The organism is Nonomuraea lactucae (genome assembly GCF_003313395.1).
GTDB classification, from domain to species: Bacteria; Actinomycetota; Actinomycetes; order Streptosporangiales; family Streptosporangiaceae; genus Nonomuraea; species Nonomuraea lactucae.
The window spans coordinates 1-6,858 of sequence record NZ_QNFZ01000874.1 but is presented as its reverse complement, the minus strand read 5'-3'; the positions used below and the strand labels follow the sequence as shown (position 1 = coordinate 6,858).

At 72.7% G+C, this 6,858-nt stretch carries 7 protein-coding genes; 4 read left to right on the top strand and 3 right to left on the bottom strand.

Annotation, left to right across the window (positions count from 1 at the left end):
• Positions 1-330, bottom strand: a 330-nt coding sequence (locus DQW85_RS30205) for a glycosyltransferase family 39 protein (protein WP_205315522.1), incomplete at its 3' end; no start/stop codon positions are given.
• Between the two features lie 239 nt (positions 331-569).
• Between DQW85_RS30205 and DQW85_RS30200 the strand changes: the two genes are divergently transcribed.
• The 3 genes from DQW85_RS30200 (at position 570) to thyX (ending at position 4,903) form a co-directional block, all read left to right on the top strand.
• Positions 570-2,708, top strand: a complete 2,139-nt coding sequence (locus DQW85_RS30200) for an anthranilate synthase component I (protein WP_113703218.1) — start codon at positions 570-572, stop codon at positions 2,706-2,708.
• Positions 2,709-2,858: 150 nt separating this feature from the next.
• Positions 2,859-4,004, top strand: coding sequence for an amidohydrolase family protein (locus DQW85_RS30195; RefSeq protein WP_113703217.1), 1,146 nt, complete (start codon positions 2,859-2,861; stop codon positions 4,002-4,004).
• A 116-nt stretch (positions 4,005-4,120) separates the two neighbouring features.
• A complete protein-coding gene (gene thyX / locus DQW85_RS30190; RefSeq protein ID WP_113703216.1) occupies positions 4,121-4,903 on the top strand; it encodes an FAD-dependent thymidylate synthase in 783 nt (260 codons plus the stop codon).
• A gap of 35 nt (positions 4,904-4,938) precedes the next feature.
• Here thyX and DQW85_RS30185 read toward each other — a convergent pair whose 3' ends face one another.
• Positions 4,939-5,247 (bottom strand): ubiquitin family protein, encoded by a 309-nt coding sequence (locus tag DQW85_RS30185; protein WP_113703215.1) that lies wholly within the window; start codon positions 5,245-5,247, stop codon positions 4,939-4,941.
• Positions 5,248-5,250: 3 nt separating this feature from the next.
• Complete coding sequence (locus tag DQW85_RS30180; RefSeq protein ID WP_113703214.1) at positions 5,251-6,330, bottom strand: WD40/YVTN/BNR-like repeat-containing protein; 1,080 nt, start codon at positions 6,328-6,330, stop codon at positions 5,251-5,253.
• A gap of 301 nt (positions 6,331-6,631) precedes the next feature.
• Here DQW85_RS30180 and DQW85_RS30175 point away from each other — a divergent pair.
• Positions 6,632-6,858, top strand: a 227-nt coding sequence (locus DQW85_RS30175; RefSeq protein ID WP_162795491.1) for a ferredoxin, incomplete at its 3' end; no start/stop codon positions are given.

Sequence of the window (6,858 nt, the reverse complement as noted above, 5' to 3'; positions counted from 1 at the left end):
CGCCCCGAACGCGGCCAGCGCCTGCGCCACGCCGCCGCCGCCCACCTCCCGGGCGACCAGCGCCACCAGCACGACCACGAGCGCCGCCGCCAGCGCGGGCAGCACCCTGAGCCCGGTGACCGTGTCGCCGAACAGCGTCCGCGAGAGCCCGGCCAGCAGCGGGGTGAGCGGAGGCTGGTCGACGTATCCCCACGCTGGGTGTTCCGACAGCACCCGGAAGTAGAGCTCGTCACGGTGGTAGCCGTAGCCGGAGCCGACGAGGAGCAGCAGCGCGACCAGGGCGCCCGCGATCGCGGCGACCGGCCGCCAGGCCACTGGGGGGCGTTCCATGATTGCCAAGCTAGCCGCTCGCCGCCGCCACAAGGTCGCGGGCGTGTCACGTTGCGCGATCTTGCGTGCGACGGCTAATCTGTCGGCATGCGAAACCGCGTCGAGCTCCAGTGGTGGCGCCGCTTCTAGGCGGCGCGAGTTTCGCATCTCTCAACGGACGGCCGCCCCGGAAGGCGGCCTTTCTCGTGTCCGCCCCGGGCGCGTCATGTGACCAACACATCAGTCGACAAGGGGCAGCAGTGGAGACGAGCGGATATACCCGCGGTTACGTCACGGCCGGGGGCATCGGCGTCGAGCGCGAGACGCGCGTGGCGTCCGAGGAGGCACTCGAGGAGATCGTGACGGCGCTCGGCCAGAGGCGCGGCGGCGCGTTCTCGTCCGGCATGGACTATCCCGGCCGCTACAGCCGATGGGCGTTCGGCTACGTCGACCCCTGCCTGGAGCTGGTCGCCAAGGGCCGCACCATCTCCGCGACCGCCCTCAACGCGCGCGGCAGGGTCGTGCTGCCCGCCGTGGTCTCCTGCCTGCTGGCAGCGGGCAAGCCGGTCACCGAGCCGACGGCCGACCGGGTCGAGGTGTACGTGGCCGAGTCGGAGGACCTGCTGCCCGAGGAGATGCGCAGCCGCCGGCCGACCGTGTTCACCGCGATCCGCGAGGTCATCTCCGCCTTCCGTGGCGACGACCCGCACCTGGGCCTGTACGGCGCCTTCGGCTACGACCTGGCGTTCCAGTTCGAGCCGATCAGGCAGGAGCTCGTCCGCCCCGACGACCAGCGCGACCTCGTCCTCCACCTGCCTGACCGGCTCGTCGTGATCGACCGGCAGCGCGAGACGTGCGTCGAGCACCGCTACGAGTTCACCGTCGACGGCGCCACCACCCGCGGCCTGGAGCGCACCGGCGCCTCCGCCTCCGTGACCGTCCCCGCCGAGGTCCCGCCGAACCCGGAGAAGGGCGAGTACGCCAAGGTCGTCGCCGCGGCCAAGGAGAAGTTCAAGCGCGGCGACCTGTTCGAGGTCGTCCCCGGCCAGGTCTTCCACGCCGCCTGCGCCGACCCGGCCGGCTTCTACCGCGGGCTGCGCCACAGCAACCCGGCGCCGTACGAGTTCATCATCAGCCTCGGCGAGGGCGAGCACCTGGTCGGCGCCTCGCCCGAGATGTACGTCAGGGTCACCGGCGACCGTGTCGAGACCTGCCCCATCTCCGGCACGATCGCCCGCGGCAGCAACCCCGTCGAGGACGCCGAGGCCATCCGCACCCTCCTGTCCAGCGTCAAGGAGGAGTCGGAGCTCACCATGTGCACCGACGTCGACCGCAACGACAAGTCGCGCATCTGCGTGCCCGGCTCCGTGCAGGTCATCGGCCGCCGCCAGATCGAGCTCTACTCCCGGCTCATCCACACCGTCGACCACATCGAGGGCCGCCTGCGCCCCGAGTTCGACGCGCTCGACGCCTTCCTCACCCACATGTGGGCCGTGACCGTCACCGGCGCCCCCAAGACCTGGGCCATGCAGTTCATCGAGGACCACGAGGCCACCACCCGCAGGTGGTACGGCGGCGCCATCGGCTTCATCGGCTTCGACGGCTCCATGAACACCGGCCTGACCCTGCGCACGGCCCAGATCAAGGACGGCGTCGCGACCGTCAGGGCCGGGGCGACGCTGCTGTTCGACTCCGACCCGGCCGCCGAGGAGCGCGAGACCGAGCTGAAGGCCAGCGCCCTGCTCGGCGCGCTCGCCACCGTCAACGAGCCGAGCGCGGCGGCCGTCACCCCGTCCAGGGAGCAGCCGGGCCGGGGCATGAAGGTGCTGCTCGTCGACCACGAGGACTCCTTCGTCAACACGCTCGCCGACTACTTCCGCCAGGAGGGGGCCGACGTGGTGACGCTGCGCCACGGGTTCCCCGCCGAGATGATCGACGAGATCGGGCCCGATCTCGTCGTGCTCTCGCCCGGCCCGGGCTGGCCGTCCGACTTCGGGATGTCCGCGCTGATCGATCTGCTCTACGCCCGCGGCCTGCCCGTGTTCGGCGTCTGCCTCGGCCTGCAGGCCATGGTGGAGCAGGCGGGCGGCTCGCTGGAGCTGCTCGACTACCCCGAGCACGGCAAACGCGGCCGGGTCACCCGGCTCGGCGACAGCGCGCTGCTCGACGGGCTGCCCGAGGAGTTCACCGCGGCCCGCTACCACTCGCTGCACGCCAAGCGGCCCGGCGTCGTCGGCTTCGAGGCCACGGCCGTCACGCCCGACGGCAACGTCATGGCCATTGAGGACACCCGCAACCGCCGCTTCGGCGTGCAGTTCCACCCCGAGTCGATCCTCACCGTCGAGGGCGGCGCGGGCGCGAAGATCATCGCGAACGTGCTGCGGCTGTCCCGCGGCTGACCGCCCGGCCCGTCCCGCTCCCCGCGCTCCCCGGCGGCCCGCTCCCGCGCAGACGGGCGCTCCCGGGGAAGTGGCCTCCACGCGGGGCGGGCCCTTCCCGCGTAGGCAAAAACGGGCGCGGGGGCGTGCGGAACCCCCTAGAGTCTCCGCATGCTCCCCGTAGACCTGCCAGACACGGTGCGTGACGCGCTGCTCGCCCCGCTGGTCGACCACCACTGCAACGGGGTGCGCCGCGACGAGCTGTCGCGGGCCCAGTTCGAGCTGCTGATCAGCGACGGCGGAAGCCCCGCGCCACCCGGCACGACCCACTTCGACACCCCGTTCGGCGCGGCGGTCCGCCGCTGGTGCGCTCCCGTGCTCGGCCTGGAACCCCACGTGACGCCGTCCGTCTACCTGTCGCGCCGCGCCGAGCTCGGCCCCGGCGAGGTCAACCGGCTCCTGCTGCGGGCGGCCGGGGTGGCGGCGTTCCTGGTCGACACCGGGCTTGAGAGCGGCGAGCTGCTGTCGGCCGCGGAGATGGGCAGGCACGGCGACGCGGCGGCCGACGAGATCGTCCGGATCGAGCAGATCGAGCACGACGTGGCCGAGATGGCGCGGATCGCCGTCGACTACATGGACAGCCTCGCCGAGGAGCTCGTCGCCAGGGCCGCCCGGGCCGTCGGCATGAACACCGTCATCGCCCACCGCTGCGGCCTCGACTTCGACCCGTCCCGGCCCAGCCGCGGCTCGGTCATCGCCGCGGCCAACCGGCGGCTGTCGGACCCCAAGGAGCCGCTGACCGACCCGGTGCTGCTGCGCCACCTGCTCTGGACCGCGGTCGACGTGGCCCGCGAACGAGGGCTGCCGCTGCAGTTCCACACCGGCGTGGGCGACGCCGACGTCGACCTGCACCGCGCCGATCCGGCGCGGATGACCTCGTTCATCAGGGCGCTGCAGCCGATCGGGGTGCCGGTGGTGCTGCTCCACTGCTACCCGTTCCACCGCCAGGCCGCCTACCTGGCCACCACCTACCCGCACGTCCACGTGGACGTCGGCCTCGCGCTCACCCGCACCGCCGCGGGCTCGGGGCGGATCATGGACGAGCTGCTGGAGCTGGCGCCGTTCCACAAGCAGCTCTTCAGCTCCGACTGCTCCGGCGTGGCCGAGACCTGCCACCTCGGCGCCCTCTACTTCCGCCGCTCCCTGGCCGGGGCGCTCAAGACGCGCATCGACGCGGGGGAGTGGACCGCCGCCGACGCGGCCCGCGTGGCCCACATGGTCGGCTCCGGCAACGCCCGCCGGATCTACCGGCTCTGACCTCCCCGGACCACCTGGGCGCGCCGGGGGCCCCGGAGTCGCGCGCGCGCCCGCGACCTGGTTTGCTTGGGCCGTCACATCGTCCGTCACATCGCCCAACCGAGCGGGGGCTCGCCATGCGCACCGTCGAACCCGAGGTCTTCCTCGTCGCCCGACCGCAGCTCGACTACGACGAGCTCGCCCGCTACCTGGCCGAAGTCGGCGGTGAGAGCTGGCTGGAGCGGCTCGACCGGGGCGACCTCGACGCGCAGAACCTCGCCGAGTTCGCCGGCCGGCTCTGCTACCGCTCCTTCGAGCCGGGCCTCAATCCCAACGTGGTCCGCGTCCGCGGCAAGCAGGACGAATACCTGCGCAACATCCTGGCCAGCGCCCACGGCTCGGTGCTGGAGCACCTCAGCTTCAGCTTCGTGCTGCACAACGTCAGCCGCGTGCTCACGCACGAGCTGGTGCGCCACCGGCCCGGGGTCGCCATCTCGCAGGAGTCGCTGCGGTTCGTCCGCCTCGACGAGCTGCCCTTCTGGTTCCCCGAGTGGGCCAGGCAGGACACCGAGCTGATGGAGCGGGCCACGGCCGTGCTGCGGGAGCTGGAGGAGTTCCAGCTCTGGATGGCCGGGCACTTCGGCCTCGACGAGGAGGGCGTGCCGTTCTCGGAGAAGAAGCACCGCACCTCGTTCATGCGCCGCTTCGCCCCCGAGGGCCTGGCCACCGGGCTGGTGTGGACGGCCAACGTCCGCACGCTCCGCCACACGATCGAGGCGCGCACCGCGGCCGGGGCCGAGGAGGAGATCCGCCTGCTGTTCCAGCGCATCGGCGAGCTCATGGTCAAGGAGGCGCCCGCCCTGTTCGGCGACTACGTCGTCGAGGACGGCGCCTGGGTCCCCGGCTGGCGCAAGGTCTAGTCCGGGTCCGGTCCGGGTCCGGTCCGGGGAGGCCGTCAGGCCAGGCTCGGCATGACGTACACCTCGGCGCCCGGCGGCAGCGCGCAGTCCAGGCTGCCGAGGCCGCGGGCGTTCTCCCCCGACACGATCATGCTGATGTGGCGGCGGATCCGCCCGTAGTCGTCGCGCAGCCGCTCCTCCAGCAGCGGGTGCGTACGGCGCAGCATGTCGAGCGCGGAGCCCAGGGTGGGCGGGGTGTGGGTGTCGGCCCCCACGGCGAACACCTTCACCTCGCTCCGGCCGCTCACCCAGCGCCGCAGCGAGTTGGGGAGCACGAACACGACCATGGTGACGGGCTTGGCCATGGACTAGAGCACCGCCGCGCGCACGGACAGCACGTCGGGCAGGTGCCGGGCCACCAGCGACCAGCTCTCCCCGTCGTCGCGCGAGCTGTAGACCTCGCCGTCCCGGGTGCCGAAGAACACGCCCGCCTCGGAGGCGGTCATCGCGTCGCGCAGCACGCACACGTGCACCGGAGGCTCCGGCAGGCCCTGGTCGAGCGCGCGCCACGTCTCGCCCGCGTCGTCGCTGCGGTAGACCCGCAGGTGGTGCTCGACCGGGGTGCGGTCCATGTCGGCCTGCAGCGGCAGCACGTAGACGGTCTCGGGGCGCGAGGCGTGCACCACGATCGGGAAGCCGAAGTCGGACGGCAGCGACGAGCCGATGTCGTGCCAGGTGCCGCCGAAGTCGTCGCTGCGGTAGACGCCGAAGTGGTGCTGCAGGAACAGCCGGTCGGGCCGCGAGGGGTTCAAGCCGACCTTGTGCACGCACTGCCCGAACTCGGGATACTGCTGCCCCTCCGGCATGAACGGGGCGCGGATGTGGCGGTTGGCCGCCTCCCATGACAGGCCGCCGTCGGCCGTGCGGTAGAAGCCGGCAGCCGACACCGCGATGCCCATGACCCGTGGGTCGGACGGGTGCGGGATGATCGTGTGCAGGCAGAGGCCGCCGCCGCCCGGCTGCCACTGCGGCCGGTGCGGGTGCTCCCACAGCCCCTCGACGAGCGTGTAGGTGACGCCCCGGTCCTCCGACCTGAACAGCGCAGCCGGCTCCACGCCCGCCCACACCACGTCGGGCTCCGACGGGGACGGCTGGAGCTGCCACACCCGGGTGAGCGTCGCTCCGGTCTTCTCGGGGAAGGCGACGGGCGGGCGCTGCGCCTCCTGCCAGGACGCGCCGAGGTCGTCGGAGTACATCACCGACGGGCCGAAGTGGCCGTATTCGATGCCGGCGAGCAGGCGGGGCGCGGCGCCGCGGGTGTCGATCGCCACGGAGGGCACCCCGATGGTGGGGAACTGGACCGGCTGGACCTCGAACGGGCCGCCGTCCGCCGAGCGGGCGATGAAGAGGCCCTTGCGGGTGCCGATCGCGACCAGTGCGTCACTCATGCCAAGCTCCCGTCGTTCCTGGGTGCGCTTCCGGCCATCGTGCCACGCCGGGGCCCGGGTCGCCGAGGACTGGCCGATTTACCGTCCGCGCATGAGGCGGGTGGGGCGGGTTTGCCAAGATTTTGACCGCTCGGCCGGCGCCCCGGCATCCCCTGTCCCCGTGGGGCTCGGCCCGTCCGCGTCCCCGCCGCGAGCACGGGCCGCGCGCCGATCGGGCACCGGCGGCGAGCTACGCGCCAGGTGCGGCGGGGTACGTGCCCATGGCCGCGGTTCGCGTGCGCGCTCGACAGGGGGGTGACCCGTGAGGGTTCTCATCGATCTCACGCGCTGCCAGGGATACGGGCAATGCGTGTTCCTCGCGCCGGACGTCTTCACCATGCACGGCGAGGAAGCCGTCACCTACGACCCGGACGCCGACGACGCGCGCCGCGAGCACATCCTGCGGGCGGCCGCCGCCTGCCCGGTGCAGGCGCTGCACGTGGACCGGATGGCCATGCGGCACCGGGCCGCGCCGGCCGCCCGGGCGGT